Source organism: Halodesulfovibrio sp. (assembly GCF_015482765.1).
Lineage (GTDB): Bacteria > Desulfobacterota > Desulfovibrionia > Desulfovibrionales > Desulfovibrionaceae > Halodesulfovibrio.
This window is the reverse complement of sequence record NZ_JADMLB010000059.1, coordinates 57,811-74,506: the sequence shown is the minus strand read 5'-3', so window position 1 is coordinate 74,506 and position 16,696 is coordinate 57,811. Positions and strand designations below refer to the sequence as shown.

The following is a 16,696-nucleotide window of genomic DNA, read 5'->3' as shown; positions in this document are numbered from 1 at the left end:
CCTGTGTAACGATAGTTACACAGGCTTTTTTTAATTCAGTTGAATAAGTATATTACAACCAGTCAAAATAATCTTTCCATGATCCTTGATCCTGTTCGCGAAGAATTTCCGCTTCTTGCTCAGTCTTTTTAAGGTAGGAAAGTCGAGCACGCTCTTTAACGTACTCCTGATAATCTGGAACGTCTTTAAAATTCTGCATCACATATTTGTAACGCTCATAAGCAGAACCATAGCTCTCGCGTCTCCAGTAGAAGTCTGCAACATAGACTTCATGAGCAGCCATAAGCTTGCGAGCACGTTGCATTAACTCTGTGGCTTTTTCTGCATACTCGCTTCCAGGATAAGATTCCTTTAGGCGGGTCAAATATTCATACCCTTCAGCAACGTTATCCTGAGGGCGGTCAATTGAAACAAAGCTTTCCAAGTTTGCATTACCAATTTGGAACAATACATATGGAATTGCCTTGTGACGTGGATGTAACGACTCAAATTCCTTGTATGAATCAACGGCTAACAAATAGTCACCATCGAGGAAGTACGCATCAGCCAAGGAAAGTTCAGACTCAATTGCATACGGACTGAACGGATATTTGTCTTTAAGAGTATTAAAGTACTCTTTTGCCTGCGCGTAGTTTTTGTCACGCATAGCATCGTTACCAGCTTCAAAAATTTCCTGAGCTGTATCCTCAGGGGGCGGCAGGTAAAAATAGTCAATGATACCGCAACCAGATAAAACACTTAACAGAGGGAGAATAGCTAAAAAGCGAAGCAGCGTTCTACGCATTGAGTTGTTCCAAGTAAAGGAAGGCAGAGTTTGCTGCAGTTGCACCATCACCAACCGCAGTAGTAACCTGACGACATTGCTTTGCCCTACAATCACCGGAAGCAAAGATTCCCGGAAGGTTTGTACGCATTTCAATATCTGTTAAAATGAAACCTGTTTCGTCGGTCTGCAAGCCGTCAGGCAACAGCTCCTTGTTTGGCTCATAACCAACAAAAACAAACAGGCCATCTACTGGCAGCACTTGCTCTTCTTCAGTTTTCAAGTTCTTAACGAGTACCCCGGTCAAGCCGTTCTCACCATGCAACTCTTTGACAATGGTGTTTTTTACAACTTCAATAATTGGAGAGGCTTTGATCTTATCTTGATAGTACTTTGCAGCACGAAAGCCTTCCCGACGATGGATGAGATACAGTTTTTTTACCAACTTCGCCAGATAGAGGGACTCTTCTAAAGCAGAATTACCACCACCAACTACAGCGACTGTTTGATTTCTAAAAAAGTTACCGTCACACAAAGCGCAATAAGATACGCCTTTGCCTGTCAAAAACTCTTCATTAGGGAGACCAAGCTTTTTGTAACGAGCGCCAGTACAAATAATGACAGAACGGGCAATAATCTCTTGATCACCCACTTTAAGTTTATTCGCACCATGCGCATGTTGAAGAGAGGTAACTGGCTCACTATAACGATCCAGTTCGTACCCCTCGAGATGCTCTGCAAAAACATCCGCGAGTTCGTACCCTTTAACCCCTTTTGGAAAGCCCGGGTAGTTCTCTACTTCCTCGGTCTGCAGAACTTGTCCGCCAGGCGTCAGCTTTTCAGCCATCGCCACTGTCACCCCCGACCTAAGAAGATAAAGGGCGGCCGTCATTCCAGCCGGACCGCCCCCGATTACAAAGCAATCGTACTTTTTCATTAGCCAAGAGCCTTCTTGGTAATCATATCCTGAATGCTGCTTTTAGAAACTGCGCCAGTAACCTGCTCAAGCACTTCACCATCTTTAAAAAGGATAATGGTAGGAATAGCACGGATACCGTACTTGCTCGGAGTACCTGGGTTTTCATCAACATTCATTTTTACGATACGAACCTGGCCTTCATACTCAGCAGCAAGCTCGTCGATTACAGGTCCCATTGCACGGCATGGGCCACACCAAGGAGCCCAAAAATCCACCAACGCAGGGATTTTAGATTCGAGAATTTCAGCTTCAAAATTGCTATCTGTTACTTGAGCAGCCATTGTTCGCTCCTTTTTTACTAAACATTAAAAACTTGGTCATGTGACCATTACGTTCAGAACTCAGCAAATATCTACAGGAGGTTATATTTGCTGAAAACTACAAATAGTAAGCCTATTAGACAGTGTCAAGCGTGAGCAGAGTTTTCCGGCTCACCCTTTAATTTTTAACACAAACTACGCAGATAGTCCTGCGGAATCTTTCTACCACGCGGAATGGCATCTAAATCCAAACCATGTGAATAGCCCTTAAGTATTAATTGTTCACCCATATAAGCAACCATAGAAGCATTGTCTGTACACAGACTAAATGAAGGCAGTGTTAATCCAATACTATTCTTAGCAGCCAAGTCTAACATAGTGTTACGAATTACACTGTTCGCAGCAACACCGCCAGCAACAATTATACTGTTAACGGAACCGCCCTGCTCCTTACGTTGATCAATGGCACGCTGCATTTTCACTCGCAACGTGTCAGCAACAGTAAAATTAAAAGAGGCACATAACTCTGCAAGCTCTGCAACATCCCTTTTCCCATTAAAAAGGTCATCAACATCATTAAGACTAGGTAATTTTAAATGGGAATGAGCATCAATGTACAAGCTTAAAGCCGTCTTCAACCCACTGAAACTAAAGTTTAGATTTGTATTGTCAAGGTATGGCCGTGTAAAACGCTTCTTATCTGGAGTTGCCAATTTGCCAAGCTGGTCAATATATTTACCGCCTGGATATGGCATATTCAACATTTTAGCGACCTTATCAAAGGCCTCACCCGCAGCGTCATCCAACGTTTTACCAAGCTCCACAAAATCATCAGCGGAGTTAATTAAGAAAATCTGTGTATGCCCACCGGAAACCAGCAAACCAAGTGCAGGGAATTGAATATCTTGTTCCAAGCCAGCAGCTAATAGGTGTGCATGAAGATGATTCACACCAATGAGCTTTTTATCTGTTCCGGCAACAAGGCCTTTCGCAAATCCGACACCAACTAAAAGACTCCCTAACAAGCCGGGACCACGGGAAACAGCGACATTATCTATCTGCTCAAAATTAATTCCTGTTTTCTCTAACAAAGAGTCATACAGATGCCCGATCAGACGATAGTGTTCACGGGAAGCAATTTCCGGAACAACACCGCCAAAAAGAGCATGAATATCTATCTGAGTAGAAATGACACTATCTACAAGTTTTCCATCATGAACAAGTGCAAATGCGGTCTCATCGCATGAAGATTCAATACCTAACGTAAGCATACATATATCCGTGGCCTAATAACCACTACTATTTAGATGCCTTACGGCTCTTTTTGTAAATATCAGTAACTGCTTCAACATCATGCTTAGAACCAATAAATAACGGAACTCTTTCATGAAGTTCTTCAGGCTGTAATTCTAAAATTCGAGTTATACCATCTGTTGCAGCACCACCAGCCTGTTCCGCAAGGTACGCCAAAGGAGAGGCTTCACATAAATAACGAAGCTTGCCCTTAGGTTTACCTGGATTGCGATAATCCGCAGGGTACATATAGATACCGCCGTTCAAAAGCCCCCTGTGAAAATCTGCTACCAGTGACCCGATATAACGAGCGGAGTAAGGCTTGCCTAATGGGTTATTCTCACCCTTAAAGTACTCAATAGCTTCACGGGTCGCATCATCCCAGTACTTATAGTAGCCTTCATTTACAGAGTAAACTTTACCTTGCTCAGGAATACGTAGGTCAGGATGCGACAATAAAAACTCCCCGACGCTTGGATCAAGGGTAAATCCATGCACGCCATCACCAGTAGAATACACAAGCATTGTCGATGGGCCATAAAGGAAATAGCCAGCAGCAACTTGCTCGACACCACTCTGCAAAACATCACATAATGTTACATCATTATTCGAAGGAGATTTTCTTCTCAGGATAGAAAAAATAGTTCCAACGTTAACGTTAACATCGACATTAGATGAACCATCGAGCGGGTCAAAGATGAGGATATATTCACCCTTTTTAAACTGCTCTGGAATACGGATAAAATCTGCATTTTCTTCGGAGGCTATAGCACAAAGAACACCAGTTCGCTCCATACGGTGAATAAGCACACGGTTGGCGTACGCATCTAACTTCTGAACTTGTTCACCTTGAACATTAATTTCACCAGTTGCCCCCAAAATATCGAGCAAACCAGCTTTGTTCATTGTCTTAGAAATGGTTTTCGCAGCCAAAATTAAATCATAAAAAAGTGCAGTAAACTTACCGGAAGCATCAGGAGTCTTTGTTTGATGCAATAAGAGATGTTCAGTAACGGTTACCTGGCGCATGGAATTACTCCTAACTATCTATGAATAAAAATTAATTCACTCATACTACAATGGAACTGGGATTTGTCAATTACCCGAAAAATATAATACGACCCGTAACAAGCACGAAGTTGTTTAGCTAGTAATCTCCTGACACAAAACGGGTACCTGTGTTCTTTAACTACACAGGTACCCTTTAATTTTATTATGCAGGATGAAAGCTTGCTCTATGCACAATACTTTATAGAGTCAAACAGTTTGTTCACTATCATCAATAATGATGCAGACTAGCTTGCAGACTCTTCCCCTGCTGCTGTACCAAATACAATTGGGATCTCCCCAACGTATTTTACAAGCCATGTGAATGATTGACCACTTTCATTAAACACACCATAGCTTTCATTCCCAAGCATTTGCTTCCAATCAATTTGAGCAAACGGTGTATTTTCAAATTGATACTTTCCACTCCAAAGCACGTGTTTTCCAGTAAGTACAATCAGCTCTTCTGAATGCGGAGAGAGTTCAACTAAACTTCTTGCATCGAAGTGAGCTACAACAAGCCCTTTCATTTCATTATCTGCAAAAAACGGCATAGCAACATATGCTTCATTACCAAGAGGCGTCTCGTCAACATAGCCACGTAATTTTCGGAATCCAAAGTCTTTATTTTCATCAAGAAGCGGGGCAAAATTCAAAGGTTTCATGCTCACAGCTGGACGCTGCATAAGCACTTTCCCCTCAAGATTGACCACAGCAACTCCAGACAGCCATGGGAAACGTTCCATGGTCGCCTCTACCCACTTTAGATCAGGAAAAACGTCTTTTGCATCAATTACACGAATAAATTTCTCTAACTCTTCCCCAATCGGGGTATACATCACAGCAAGCTTTTCTTCTGCTGTATCGGCATCAACTTCAGCAAATTCAAGTTTAGCAGGGGTATTCAAATATGTGTTGTAGTACCCTTTTGTTTCGCGCCATGTATTATTAACGCTCTGTTTACAACCAGTTAATAAGACTATAAGCGCGCATAAAGCAACACCACATCTCAATGAATAATGCAATGCAATCTCCTGAAACTATAAATGGAAAGGCTTACGAAGCTCTGGCTTCTAAACGTTCAGCTAACGCTTCAAGAGTATGAACTATTCTGTCCTTACTCGTGACCGTTTCTACTTTTTCCGGCACAGAATTGTTTCTGTCTGCCAGAATCGCTGTTCGAAGCTCAGTAATATTCTCAAGCTCTTCCCTGCTTGTTACTTGTTCTGTGAGTTCGTCACAGATCTCGAGAGCACCTTTCAGATCACCTTGGTCAGCAAGGATTTGCGCCATGGACAATGTACGCTCTGAAATGGACTCCCCCCCTTCCATCATGCCATTAAATACGGCATCTTGCTTGCGTATAAGCGGAATTTCACCCTCTAATTCTGCTAAACTTTTCAGTTGTGAAACATCGTTAGGTGAAGTTAACGGCACACACGTTTCTGCAACCTCATGCTCCAACGATACGGCTTCATTGGATTGAATAGGCTCAAAAGCAGGAGCAGTCTGCCGTGTGAGGTCTGGTGGCGGGAGAAGAATATTCTCAGCATTCTCTTCTAAGCATGCCTGTAATCCTCTATCAATTACATCACGCCAAGTAATTGGAGTCTCTTCAAATGCAGCAGCAAGAAAAGTCATAGCTAAAGCAGCATCCTGCGACCCCGGCTCAGCGGAAAGCAATCCGGCCCAAATCTTCCAAAACTTAGGATACCGTTTGAGGATCTCTCCAAGGGCACCTAATTCTGTATTTATCTGATCGAAATCCTCTACCCGTTCAAGGCAGTTCAATAAAAGCAAACGAGCTTCAAAATGCTCAGGATGCCTCTCTAGTCCCGCTTTAAGGACAGAAACAGCTTCAATAAGATCCTTCTCTTTTACTAGAAGGCGCGCAAGCGGAAAGAATACTTTAGAACCAGGATCGAGTTCCAGAACTTCCTTGTACCACTTGATCTTTGCTTGAATCATTCATGTACTCCAGCAGGAATCTTTATTTTACTATCGGGAAATATATATAATATTTCACAGCTCTTAACAAACCCTAGACGGGCCCTTATAATTTTTTCCACATATTCTGAATCATTTTGCAAAAGTCGTATTTCATGACTCAGCTGGTATGCCTTTTCATCAAGCATATCCTGCTGTTGAGTAAATGTATACGTGTCAGCTTTAAGGGTCTGATAGTTACTCAGGCCATTATCACTCATTAACAAATAAGCAACAAGCGTCAGATTAAGCAAAATCGAGAAAGCCAGCAAAATTTTTTTTACTAACATAGTTATTGTAAAAAACGACGCTTTTCAGCAGTAACCTTTACATGTGAAATAGGGAGTTGTAGCTCTTCCAAGAAGTTAGCTGTTGCTGTTTCAATACGCGCAACATCATCTTCAACCAGTTCCATCTCATTGATTCGCTCAATCAGCATCTTCAACATTCCGAATTCATCACGCAAATCGTGACTCAATTCAATGTCATCAAGATCAGGTTCCAGCTCTAGAATTGTATGCAGGCAATTTCGCAACCTACTTTTCAATTCTTCAAGTTCTTTCATGTATTTTCCTTGCGAGTCTAACATAAAAGGGGAAAGTACCTTCTTTCGTATGCCTCAGCAAAAATTTAGTTATTGCTCATCCTGTGTTAACCAGTTTTTGTAAAAACCGAACAGATAATTGCCGCCAGAAAATACAGTTAGGATCAACGCAATGTAAAGAAGTATTTCACCAATAATGGCAACATCATACCCAAACAGTGGATAATGGATAATCATTGGGGAAAGTGCAAGCATTTGTAAAACAGTTTTCATCTTCCCATATTTATCAGCTGCAATAACAATCCCTTCATCTGCTGCCATAGCACGCAAACCGGTTACGATAAGCTCTCGGCAAATAATCGTAATCACAACCCAGGCTGGAGCCCAACCTAATTCCACAAGCATAATAAGTACGGAACAGATCAAAAGCTTGTCTGCAAGCGGGTCAAGAAATTTGCCAAAACTTGTCACCATGCCTTCGCGACGGGCAATAAAGCCGTCAACCAGATCTGAAAAAGACGCAAGTGAAAAAAGAAAAAATGCAAGTAAGCATGTGGTCTTATTCGGGAAGTACAATAGTACAACAACAAATGGAACCAACAATACTCTGAACATGGTAATCTTGTTCGCCAAATTAAACATGTGTGCTCTACCTCTAGCTGGTTTATTCAAGATAACGCTGTGTACCACAGTTCATACGAGGTGCAAAGACTGCTAGGACACCAAATTATAATATATTGATATGATCTAAGGTTATTTAAAGTATTTTTTTTAATTTTATATAAAAAAACCATGACGCAACCCGTCATGGTTTTTCAAATACCTTGCAAGGATCACCCTGCATCGGATTCTTTACAGTAAAACCTAGGAATGATCTGAAGAAACAGATTCAAGACTACAGTCCAATGCTTTCACAATATTATCGGCAAGATTAAGGAAACCACTTTTGGCAGCGGTATTCTCATCGAGCATGACAACAGGCACACCTCTGTCTGCAGCCACTACGGTTGCAGGATCGAGCGGAATTCCACCAAGGAATTCAAGACCGTATTTTTCAGCAAGCTTTTTACCGCCGCCTTTTTTAAACAGCTCGATCTCTTCACCACAATGAGGACAAGCAAGGCCACTCATATTTTCAACAACACCAAGAACATTTGCTTTGGCATACTGAAGGAAGTTAACAGCCTTACGCACATCAGCAAGAGAAACCTCCTGCGGAGTAGTCACAACGACAGATGTAGCATCAGGAATTGTTTTCAGAACAGTCATATGTTCATCACCTGTGCCCGGAGGGGAATCGATTAACAGAAAATCTAATTCTCCCCAATTCACGTCAGATACAAACTGCCTGATAGCAGCTGTTTTCTTTGGACCACGCCAAAGCACTGCAGTATCCTTATCTTTCAGCAAAGAATCCATAGAAACGACATACAAATTCTCATTCACCTGCGCAGGGTTAAGCAACCCGCCTCTATCAGCTTCAAGGCCTGAATCTTTAACGCCAAGCAAGCCAGGAATACTTGGACCATGGATATCAACATCCAAAATTCCTACTTTAAACCCTTTAGCAGCAAGTGCTGCTGCAGTATTTACGGTAACAGAGCTTTTGCCCACGCCACCTTTACCGCTCATAATGAATAACTTGTGGCGGATCTTATCCAGCGTACAGTTAATCATCTCATCCTGAATATTCTTTTTTGGGCTCGCTTTAATCTCTTTCCCAGGAGTAATTTCCTTGGAAGAGGAGCAACCGCTGCAAGAAGACATGTTTGCAACTCCTTATATTTAATGGCTACATAAGCAGTTTATCCACACAGTCAAGTAACTATGTAGACAAATTAGCCATTAGAGAAATTTCAATGCAACAAAACCGGCAATTCCGAGAATAAGAGCCACAATCAGAACCAAATCAAAACGTTTCTCTAAAAAATAACGTGCTCGTTCGCCAAAAACGTAGATAATTCCAGCGATCGCAAAGAAACGCAGACTGCGGCTAAGAACGGAAGCGATAATAAAAATACCGAAATTGACTTTAAATGCACCCGCCGACAACGTACACAGTTTATATGGAATAGTTGTTAAGCCTGCTACGGCCACAGCCCAAGCGTTATACGTGTCGTACCAATCTTTAATTGCAATATATTCAGTGGACAAATTGTAAAAACGAACAATAGGCATCCCTAAATAGTCCATAAAATTATATCCAATATAATAACCAATTGCACCACCGAAAACCGATGCAACGCTACAAATGGCTGCAAAATGAAAGGCCTTCTGCCGATTGGTCAATGCCATTGGGATAAGTAATAAATCAGGCGGAAGCGGAACGATTATCGATTCAGTAAATGCTATAACAGCGAGAATCCATTTAGCCTTTGTAGAACGGGCAGATCGGGAAACCCAGTCCATCATCCGTGACATAAACTTCATTAAGTTACCATCCGTGTGCACCTACCAGATCAACAAAAGCAACGCTGCCCAGCTTTTCCAGTGTGATGTCACCGTTATTTTTTCGTATTCGCACGAGTTGTTGAGTACGTTTTGCTCGCCCAACAGGCAAAACCAGGACACCGGGATCAGCTAATTGGTCAACAAGAGGCTTTGGTATTTCAGGGCCACCAGCAGTCACTAAAATTCGATCAAATGGAGCATGTTCTGGCCAGCCCAGTGTACCGTCATCAAGTTTAAATTGTGCAGAGGTATAACCGAGTTCAGCAAAAAGGCGTGTCGCAGCGTAATGCAACTCAGGAATTCTTTCTACGGAATAAACCGTAAGCCCCATAACCTCGAGTACTGCTGCTTGATAGCCGGAACCAGTACCAATTTCAAGCACACTCATTTGAGATTCTGCCTCAAGAGCTTCTGACATCCGTCCAACAATATACGGCTGAGATATTGTCTGCCCATATCCGATTGGTAGCGCATTATCTTCGTAAGCGCTCAGCCGCATTGCATCCTGCACAAATTTATGCCGTGGAACAGTTCGCATCGCCTGGAGCACCTTCGGATCAGAGATATGTCGCTTTTCAAGTTGTTCGCGAACCATTCTTTCTCTGTTACGCTTCAAATCATACGGCAAAATAACATTCCTTTAACGTGAAATAGTCATAGTCAGAAAAACAGCCAAACGTTACACTGGACATCATACCTGTCGGGATTGAGAAGCAGATTTTTTAACACAAGTCAACCGTCACAACGACTTGAAGCTCTGCAACATCATATGAACATTGTGTAAATTAGAAATCAATGGAGACAATTATGCTGCATGTACAAGACCTGATGTCCACGAATCTGTTCACACTTAAAAAATCTGATTCACTAATGGCTGCCAAATCTCTCATGGAGCTAGCGAGAATCAGGCATATTCCTGTCGTCGAAAATGGAAATATTTTTGTGGGAATTATTACCCATAGAGACATTCTTTCTTCAACACTCTCAAAACTTGCCGACATAGACCGAGAAGTTCAAGACGAAATAGAAGCCTCTATTCCAGTCTCTGAAATAATGCGCAGCGATGTATTCGCGGTTGCTCCACAAGCGAGTCTTCGCGATGCTGCTGAACTTCTACTCAACCATAAATATGGCTGTCTACCTGTAGTTGAAAAAGACATTCTTGTTGGAATTATTACAGAGGCAGACTTTTTACGCCTTACAATAGATCTAATGGATGCTTTAGACACGTAACGCCAAGACTATAATATGCATAGCAGCTGATACTTTGACTTGTTAGATTCCATGTATCTAGGTAGACTCTGTCCGGCTGCTGTGCATATAGCTCTATCAGGATGCTGGAACTATCATCAATCCGCATTCTCCGACATATTCACAAATATCATGAAATAATCGATTTTTTGGGTTATGGTTATCTATAACCATCGTGTCGGCGCACGCTTTTTTACCTATAAAGCTGCAACTGCACCAATATAAACTCCTGTCCTAGGTAATATTAATTATTACCCCGTTCCATCACATTAACGTTGTACAAGGGACTGCCCATGGCGAGCCTTAAAAAAACCTTTTTCTTCATTGTATTCTTATCTCTCATCTGCGGCGGTGCAATTGCTGGCTGGCTTTTGTTTAAAGACCAGCAAGGTCCGATTGTTGCTGTTGATAAAGAAAATGCTCGAGTAAATAAAAACAGCACGGTCACTATATCGTTGCATGATGTTACTTCAGAATTAAAAAACCTTTCCATCGCAGTTCGTAAAAACTCTAAAACCATACCATTATACTCAACAGATTTTGAGTTAGGTAAAAAGTCTATCACTCTGAATGTTCCCCTTGCAAACGCAGACGTATCCGATGGCGCGTTTGAGATGATTGTGACTGCTACTGACACATCCCTTGCCGCATTCGGAAAAGGAAACACTACACGGAAAGTAATAAGCATGCGGATGGACAATACTCCACCAAGTATTGCTATTAAGTCTCTGCCTCCAAACATATGGCAAGGCGGGACCGGCGTAATTGCTTATACAGTATCCGAGCCTGTAGATACATCCGGCGTCAAGGTAAATGACTTGTTCTTCCCAGGTTACAAACAAGCTGATGGGACCTACATTTGCTTGTTTGCCTTCCCACATGACATAGATAAAAAAGAGTACAACCCGACTGCATACGCAATGGATATTGCTGGCAACGTGTACAATCAGCCTTTTTCAATTAACCCTCTTTCCCGCAAATTCAGGCACGACAAAATTCGTCTAAGCGATCGTTTTTTGAACACTAAGATGCCTGCTTTTGCAAAAGACACTCCTAACGCAAAAACAAATCTGGAACGTTTTCTTGTTGTAAACAAGCAAATTCGTAAAGAAAACCGAGCTGCACTTATCAAAATAGGACGTCAAACCTCTTCGTCAATCTTATGGAAAAGCAAGTTTTTGCGTTTCCCTAACTCCGCTACACGAGCAGGCTTCGGAGACCGAAGAAGTTACATGTATAATGGCGAAGTTATTGACCAGCAAACACATTTAGGACTTGATCTCGCGTCCCGTAAGCAATCGCCGATTCCAGCCGCGAATAAAGGCACTGTAGTATACACGGGTAACCTCGGTATTTACGGAAATGTTGTGATTGTAGATCATGGGTTAGGTTTACAAACGTTGTATGCACATATGACAGAAATACGTACATCCGTCGGTTCTGTCGTTAACCAAGGAGATGTTATCGGCATTTCCGGTTCCACCGGCATGTCCGGCGGTGATCATCTGCACTTTGGCGTCATCGTATCAGGCATTCCAGTAACACCAGTAGAGTGGTTTGACCCTCGCTGGATCCAATACAACATTACAGATAGACTTAATTTTAAATAAACCGACTCTATCCAATATAGCAAAAGCCCGTATGAAGTTTCATACGGGCTTTTTTGTTACCTCTACTCGCCTCTGATGTACGCCCACCTTTATGATGTACGATTTCTTACGTTGCTCCATTTATTGAAATAACGTTCCGTTATTTTTTTTACTAACTTAATTAAAAAGGGCAAAAAAAGCGCATTGTGATTATGTTAACTTGTAAAGCTTGTACGCTTCACCAAGGCTCTCGCTCCATCACGAACAGGAAGACATTCCGAATTAATGCATTGCAAAACGCTCCGCTCAAATGTTTCCAACGAAACAGCGAAAGCTCTTTGAGCGTTTTGATTTGTAGAAAACTCTAAAGGAATAATGGATACGTATGGGCTGACGCGATCTGGCTCCCTGCTTCGGAGGACGGACATAGGTTGGGAAATGAAATCAGCAGTCACTTTTTGCCCTCCTGACGCTCTTTCCCATAATGTAAACTGTAACAAACCAGCTGGAGGAATGTCATTGAAGGCGAATCCTTTCAAATCCCAGTTCAATCCTAGAGTCTGACTGATGTGTGCAATATTTGTATCATGCCCAACATAAACAATGAATTTAGCTGAATTGCCTGCCCTTTCACCCGTACCCATAAGAGCCTGCATCATTTCCAATAAAATGGCACTCCCTCTATCTCGTGCGTATCTGTTTTCCCGATTTATACAGTTAAAAATATCTGCACGAGCAATCAGCAATCCTGAAAGAATTTCAGGGGTAATCCGCCCCCATCCGGGAAGTCTATCCGGCCATTCTGCATATTCCAGAAGCCAATTTTGAATAAGTGTCGCCTTGATTCCCAGTGCGCCACGTAGACTTACGGTTCTGCCACTATTTGAGAAGTTAACCCGTGGGGTTAAATCTAGTAACTGGCAGCTAGAATCTACACCATATGTTCTACAAGTGTCGTCGGGTATTGGTCCAAGCAAATTATTTACAAAGTAAAGTTGTTCGGAGTATTTTTCGGCAAGAACAGAAAACGTTGTTTCAACAAGCTCTACAATTTCGGCCTCATCCTTTTCACGGGAAGCATGACACACATCTCCCTGAATGGGGTGATATAGTGGATCTCTTTCTTTCCCCTCTAAGACGTAATATCCAAGTTTTTTTTGAGGTGAAATCGCATCCAGTAATGCAGCAGCACTTGACTGCGTGCGTTCGTCAACATCGGCATGTACATAGATATCGTCTTCTTTTACACGCCCTTTTCCATCAAAAAGAATATTCCTGTATGGTTCTTCTTGAGCAAGCCTACGCCACAATGTCAGCAAAAGTTCCCGCCCTCTTTCGGTTAAGTTCCCTGGAGAAACAGACCAGACAGGCCATGTTCTTTTTGACCATGCAGAGAGCTGTTCCATAGTTTGATTAGGGGCACGAACTCCATGACGCATCAAAATTACAACTTTCTTCACTTGCCAATCACTCATGCTGACACCTGTTTTTTACTCAATGAAAATTTACTCAAACAAGTTTTACAAATATAAAAGCAAATAGCTTAGTATTCCATAATACCACACAGCGATGGATTAATAAGCTATAGACATTAGTATAGTGAACCATCCAGAAACATGTATCTTTTTGATAAGGAGTTGCCATGAATCCTTTACAGCAAGGCGACATCGCTCCAGACTTCTGCCTCATGGATCAAGCAGGTGAAGAAGTATGTTTAGCGGACTTCAAGAATAAAGAAAAAGTTCTTGTCTATTTCTACCCTAAAGCATCTACCCCGGGGTGAACAAAGCAAGCAGTAGGGTTGCGTGACAACCTTGACGCTTTCAACTCTATGGGAATTGCTATTTTAGGGATAAGCCCCGACCCCATCAAAAAATTAGAAAAATTTTCTCAAAAACAACTCTTAGCATTTTCAATTCTTTCTGACGAAAACCACGAAATTGCTGAAAAATTTGGAGTTTGGGGAGAAAAAAAATTTATGGGAAAAACGTATGACGGAATACACCGCATAAGCTTTCTTGTCGGGAAAGATGGCGTCATCGAGCAGGTTTTCAATAAATTTAAAACTGCTGAGCATGCCGAAACCATTCTGGAATACTTACGTAATAACGCATAAAAAAAGGTGGAGCTAAGCTCCACCTTTTCATTTCACACCGTCTTACAACATTCTATTTTTAGAATAGACCGCCCTACTAGCCTTGTCGTCTAACTAATCGACAAATTTCTTAGGACGGATGTGTGCCATTACACGCTTAAAAGCTTCTTCCGAAGCCTCGGTCTTAAGCCTTTCAACACTGTTACGATCGACGTACTTAATAGCATCACACGGACACATCTCTACACATGCAGGCTGCATTCCCTCAGCACGACGTTTTTTACATAAGTCACACTTTGCAACTGCTACACCTTTACATGTGGCAAAAAACGCTGCGTAAGGGCATGCAATCAAACAGTCTTTTGTTTCACACCCACGACATTTCATAGCATTATGTAAAACTGCACCGTCTCCATCGCGTGAAATTGCACCGCGTTTACAAACTTTTTGACACGCAGCCTTCTCACAATGCTGACAGTACAAAGGGACAATTTCTCCATCGATAGTACGGGACATTGCGATACGCGGAGTATCATACAAAAATCGGCAAACAGCCTCACAGGTCTCACACCCGATACATTTAGAGTAATCAACAAAAAGTGTCTTCTGTTCTTCCATTTTGGTCACTTACTCCTTGTTGCTACCGCGAAATTTTATCCGCTTCAAAATTGTATTCATTTTCACGAGACTGAGCTTTCAAATCCAGCCAATTAGTTAATGACCGTACTGCTCTTAACCCACTATATACAGCTTTACCAATTTTGCTCGGACCGGTCAGAACGTCTCCCGCTACAAAAACATTGTCCATTGCGGTCATATTAAGCCATCGGACATCGCCTTTGCGCACGTTTTCTAAACCAAGTTCTTTTTGAAAAGGTGGAGTTGGAATTTCACCAATGGCACTAACAACGACGTCAGCCTCCATCTCTTCAAGCTCGTCAGTAAGAGAATTTCGGACAATAAGCTTTTCTACACGGTTAACGCCCTGAATAACTTCAGGAGAACGTTTCTCAAGCCATGAAACACCCATTTCCTGAATGCGATCTATTTCAAATTTACCGCAAGGAGCCTCTGCAGCTGTTCTTCGATACACCAGACTGATACTTTCAGCTCCAAGAGTTCGAGCCGAATCAACAACATCAACAGCAGAGTGCCCAGCTCCAATAACCACAACCTTTTTCCCACTTACATCCGGCATAGAAACGTTACTGTGAGCATATTTTATTGCACGGATTGGAAAAAGGAATTGAAGGCTGGAATACACTCCGTCCAGAGAGCTCCCCTCTATAGTTAATCTTCTTGATTTCCATGAACCAGAACAGACAACGACAGCATCATGGTTATCAGTTAAATCAGACAAGCTCAGAATGTCTGCCGCAAAATGATCGCCCTCTTCTTCATGCATTGGAGCACTACAGCATATTTTCGTATTTGTTCTGAAGGTGACACCTAGGCGTCTTTCCAGATCACGAACACCTCTGTTAATCCTGTCCACAGGAATTCGATGACTTGGAATACCGAAAACCATAAGCCCCCCTGGCTTGGGAAGCTTATCGTAAACATGAACCTCATACCCCTGACTTGCCAATAGCCCCGCTGCAGCCAACCCTGATGGGCCAGCACCAATAATTCCCACACTTCTTTCTATTGCAGGTGCACTGTCGGTCTGTAAAAAACCAAAATTCATTACACCAGAATGTACAGATAACGACACCACACACCCCTTCTTAAATGTATATATTCTCTGATTGATTATTCATTGAATAATCAATCTATTTGTCAGAATCTGTAATATACATCACATCTACCAGCTTGCAAGCATGAAATTGTGTGAAAATCGGCACAATCCGTACTTTTTTAAATCGATGAATTCTGCACATCACAAATTTTCAATGTCAATTTTTGACAATGTTGTATTAAATATTGCCCGTCGCAATTTCAAATGGTAGAAATAAAAATCTATCTCTATGTATCTGAAGACCATAAGGGGCATTGCTCATGAAAGTAGAACAAATTTCCGTTTTTCTGGAAAACAAGGCCGGTCGCCTTGCAGAAGTTACAAACACTCTTGCAACGAATGGCATTAATATTCGAGCTCTCTCGCTAGCTGACACAACAGACTTTGGAATCTTGCGCCTTATCGTAGACAATAGTGAAAACGCAAAATCCGTACTTAAAGATAAAGGCTTTACTGTTGGAAAAACAAATGTTGTAGCTGTTGAAGTAGAAGACAAACCGGGTGGGTTAAACCATATCCTCGACACTCTCGGTAATAATGGCATTAACGTTGAGTATATGTACGCATTTGTTATGCCGGGCAGCACAAACGCAACCTTGATCTTCCGCTTTGATAAAACAGATCAGGCTGTAGAAATTCTATCAGAAAACAATATCCCCATCATTCCGGGGACAAAACTACACGCTCAATAAATTTACCA

The 16,696-nt window shown here is 41.9% G+C and carries 20 protein-coding genes; 4 read left to right on the top strand and 16 right to left on the bottom strand.

Going from position 1 to position 16,696, the window contains the following annotated elements:
• Positions 1 to 52 precede the first annotated feature (52 nt).
• From QZY95_RS10220 to QZY95_RS10160, 13 genes are all read right to left on the bottom strand, one after another.
• Positions 53 to 784, bottom strand: coding sequence for an outer membrane protein assembly factor BamD (locus tag QZY95_RS10220; RefSeq protein WP_290923060.1), 732 nt, complete (start codon positions 782 to 784; stop codon positions 53 to 55).
• Complete coding sequence (gene trxB, locus QZY95_RS10215) at positions 777 to 1,700, bottom strand: thioredoxin-disulfide reductase (RefSeq protein ID WP_290923057.1); 924 nt, start codon at positions 1,698 to 1,700, stop codon at positions 777 to 779. Before trxB ends, QZY95_RS10220 begins: the two co-directional genes overlap by 8 nt.
• Positions 1,700 to 2,023: a thioredoxin gene (trxA, locus tag QZY95_RS10210; protein ID WP_020001787.1), complete on the bottom strand. Its 324-nt coding sequence runs from the start codon at positions 2,021 to 2,023 to the stop codon at positions 1,700 to 1,702. The genes trxB and trxA overlap by 1 nt, the downstream gene beginning before the upstream one ends.
• 164 nt (positions 2,024 to 2,187) lie before the next feature.
• A complete protein-coding gene (gene tsaD / locus QZY95_RS10205) occupies positions 2,188 to 3,273 on the bottom strand; it encodes a tRNA (adenosine(37)-N6)-threonylcarbamoyltransferase complex transferase subunit TsaD (protein WP_290923052.1) in 1,086 nt (361 codons plus the stop codon).
• A gap of 28 nt (positions 3,274 to 3,301) precedes the next feature.
• Positions 3,302 to 4,324 carry a class 1 fructose-bisphosphatase gene (fbp, locus tag QZY95_RS10200; protein ID WP_290923049.1) on the bottom strand — a complete coding sequence of 341 codons (1,023 nt, stop codon included), beginning with the start codon at positions 4,322 to 4,324 and terminating at the stop codon, positions 3,302 to 3,304.
• Positions 4,325 to 4,590: 266 nt separating this feature from the next.
• A complete protein-coding gene (locus tag QZY95_RS10195) occupies positions 4,591 to 5,367 on the bottom strand; it encodes a hypothetical protein (RefSeq protein WP_290923047.1) in 777 nt (258 codons plus the stop codon).
• Positions 5,368 to 5,398: 31 nt separating this feature from the next.
• Positions 5,399 to 6,310, bottom strand: coding sequence for a hypothetical protein (locus tag QZY95_RS10190; RefSeq protein ID WP_290923044.1), 912 nt, complete (start codon positions 6,308 to 6,310; stop codon positions 5,399 to 5,401).
• Positions 6,307 to 6,618 (bottom strand): septum formation initiator family protein, encoded by a 312-nt coding sequence (locus tag QZY95_RS10185; RefSeq protein WP_365971214.1) that lies wholly within the window; start codon positions 6,616 to 6,618, stop codon positions 6,307 to 6,309. The genes QZY95_RS10190 and QZY95_RS10185 overlap by 4 nt, the downstream gene beginning before the upstream one ends.
• 2 nt (positions 6,619 to 6,620) lie before the next feature.
• Positions 6,621 to 6,893: a hypothetical protein gene (locus QZY95_RS10180; protein ID WP_290923042.1), complete on the bottom strand. Its 273-nt coding sequence runs from the start codon at positions 6,891 to 6,893 to the stop codon at positions 6,621 to 6,623.
• Between the two features lie 69 nt (positions 6,894 to 6,962).
• Entirely contained in the window at positions 6,963 to 7,514 is a 552-nt protein-coding gene (gene pgsA, locus QZY95_RS10175) for a CDP-diacylglycerol--glycerol-3-phosphate 3-phosphatidyltransferase (protein WP_290923040.1), read from the bottom strand.
• Between the two features lie 222 nt (positions 7,515 to 7,736).
• On the bottom strand, positions 7,737 to 8,639 hold the full coding sequence (locus QZY95_RS10170) for an Mrp/NBP35 family ATP-binding protein (protein ID WP_290923038.1): 903 nt from the start codon (positions 8,637 to 8,639) through the stop codon (positions 7,737 to 7,739).
• A gap of 78 nt (positions 8,640 to 8,717) precedes the next feature.
• The gene (locus tag QZY95_RS10165) at positions 8,718 to 9,302 is read right to left on the bottom strand and encodes a VTT domain-containing protein (protein ID WP_290923036.1); all 585 of its coding nucleotides are present in this window, start codon (positions 9,300 to 9,302) and stop codon (positions 8,718 to 8,720) included.
• Between the two features lie 4 nt (positions 9,303 to 9,306).
• A complete protein-coding gene (locus QZY95_RS10160; RefSeq protein WP_290923034.1) occupies positions 9,307 to 9,951 on the bottom strand; it encodes a protein-L-isoaspartate(D-aspartate) O-methyltransferase in 645 nt (214 codons plus the stop codon).
• A gap of 179 nt (positions 9,952 to 10,130) precedes the next feature.
• Here QZY95_RS10160 and QZY95_RS10155 point away from each other — a divergent pair, with 179 nt between their 5' ends.
• The gene (locus QZY95_RS10155) at positions 10,131 to 10,556 is read left to right on the top strand and encodes a CBS domain-containing protein (protein WP_290923032.1); all 426 of its coding nucleotides are present in this window, start codon (positions 10,131 to 10,133) and stop codon (positions 10,554 to 10,556) included.
• A 311-nt stretch (positions 10,557 to 10,867) separates the two neighbouring features.
• Positions 10,868 to 12,184 carry a M23 family metallopeptidase gene (locus QZY95_RS10150; RefSeq protein ID WP_290923029.1) on the top strand — a complete coding sequence of 439 codons (1,317 nt, stop codon included), beginning with the start codon at positions 10,868 to 10,870 and terminating at the stop codon, positions 12,182 to 12,184.
• 194 nt (positions 12,185 to 12,378) lie between these two features.
• Here the strand turns inward: QZY95_RS10150 and QZY95_RS10145 are convergent, their stop codons facing one another.
• Positions 12,379 to 13,638: a histidine-type phosphatase gene (locus tag QZY95_RS10145; protein ID WP_290923027.1), complete on the bottom strand. Its 1,260-nt coding sequence runs from the start codon at positions 13,636 to 13,638 to the stop codon at positions 12,379 to 12,381.
• Between the two features lie 167 nt (positions 13,639 to 13,805).
• Here QZY95_RS10145 and bcp point away from each other — a divergent pair, with 167 nt between their 5' ends.
• Positions 13,806 to 14,279 (top strand): thioredoxin-dependent thiol peroxidase, encoded by a 474-nt coding sequence (gene bcp, locus QZY95_RS10140; protein WP_290923025.1) that lies wholly within the window; start codon positions 13,806 to 13,808, stop codon positions 14,277 to 14,279.
• 93 nt (positions 14,280 to 14,372) lie between these two features.
• Here the strand turns inward: bcp and QZY95_RS10135 are convergent, their stop codons facing one another.
• On the bottom strand, positions 14,373 to 14,876 hold the full coding sequence (locus QZY95_RS10135) for a 4Fe-4S dicluster domain-containing protein (protein ID WP_290923023.1): 504 nt from the start codon (positions 14,874 to 14,876) through the stop codon (positions 14,373 to 14,375).
• Between the two features lie 22 nt (positions 14,877 to 14,898).
• Positions 14,899 to 15,945, bottom strand: a complete 1,047-nt coding sequence (locus QZY95_RS10130) for an FAD-dependent oxidoreductase (RefSeq protein WP_290923201.1) — start codon at positions 15,943 to 15,945, stop codon at positions 14,899 to 14,901.
• A gap of 311 nt (positions 15,946 to 16,256) precedes the next feature.
• On the opposite strand from QZY95_RS10130, the gene QZY95_RS10125 reads away from it, so the two are divergent.
• Positions 16,257 to 16,688 (top strand): ACT domain-containing protein, encoded by a 432-nt coding sequence (locus tag QZY95_RS10125; protein WP_290923021.1) that lies wholly within the window; start codon positions 16,257 to 16,259, stop codon positions 16,686 to 16,688.
• Positions 16,689 to 16,696: the final 8 nt, after the last annotated feature.